This window comes from Streptomyces calidiresistens, from assembly GCF_014141525.1.
Lineage (GTDB): Bacteria > Actinomycetota > Actinomycetes > Streptomycetales > Streptomycetaceae > Streptomyces > Streptomyces calidiresistens.
The window spans coordinates 1-820 of the sequence record NZ_VKHS01001363.1 but is presented as its reverse complement, the minus strand read 5'-3'; the positions used below and the strand labels follow the sequence as shown (position 1 = coordinate 820).

At 74.6% G+C, this 820-nt stretch carries 1 protein-coding gene; it reads left to right on the top strand.

The window, feature by feature from the left end; all coding sequences use genetic code 11:
• Positions 1-107: 107 nt before the first annotated feature.
• Complete coding sequence (locus FOE67_RS27325; RefSeq protein ID WP_182667495.1) at positions 108-815, top strand: FadR/GntR family transcriptional regulator; 708 nt, start codon at positions 108-110, stop codon at positions 813-815.
• Positions 816-820 lie beyond the last annotated feature (5 nt).

The window sequence follows — 820 nt, the reverse complement described above, 5'->3', positions numbered from 1 at the left end:
GCCATCGTCGTGGGGGCGGGGAAAGCTGTCAAGATTTATTCATAAATAATGATCGGGCTAGAGTGGGGCGTCCGGGAAGACGACGATTCGATTCGGGGAGCCGCCGCATGGGGTCCTACTCCGCCCGGGGCGTGCACGGCCACGTGGTGCACCGCCTGGGCGCCCGCATCGTCGGCGGGGACTTCGCCGAGGGGGACACCCTGGACATCCGCGCCCTCGGCGCCGAACTCGACGTCAGCCTGACCGTGATGCGCGAGGCGCTGAAGGTCCTCGCGGGCAAGGGACTGGTGGACGCCCGCCAGAAACGCGGCACCTTCGTCCGCCCCCGCTCGGAGTGGAACCTCCTGGACCCCGACCTGATCCGCTGGCGGGCCCGGGACGGGGACACCGACCGACTGCTGCGCGACCTCGCCGACCTGCGGGCCGTCGTCGAACCGGCCGCCGCCCACCGGGCCGCCCTGCACCGCACCGAGGCCGACCTCGACGCCCTGGACGCCGCCCTCGCCGCCATGGCGGAGGCCGGTGACGACCCGACCCCGGCCGCACGTGCCGACGCCCTCTTCCACCGCGCCCTGCTGGCCGCCACCGGCAACGAACTCCTCGCCGGCATGGAGGTGTTCCTGGAGCCGGGCCTGCTGGAGCGCGACCGGCTCGTCCACGCCCGGGCCGCCTCCGGCGACCCCCTGCCGAGCCACCGGGCCGTGGTGGAGGCCGTGCGCGCGGGGGACGCCCCGGGCGCGCACCGCGCCATGCTCGCCCTCCTCGCCCGGGCCGAGGAGGACCAGGGGTTGGTGAACCCCCGCCCCGCCCCCTGATCGGC

Bases quoted from the DNA above. Each gene is read 5' to 3' on its own strand.
- FOE67_RS27325 (WP_182667495.1), top strand. From the start codon at position 108: ATGGGGTCCTACTCCGCCCGGGGCGTGCACGGCCACGTGGTGCACCGC.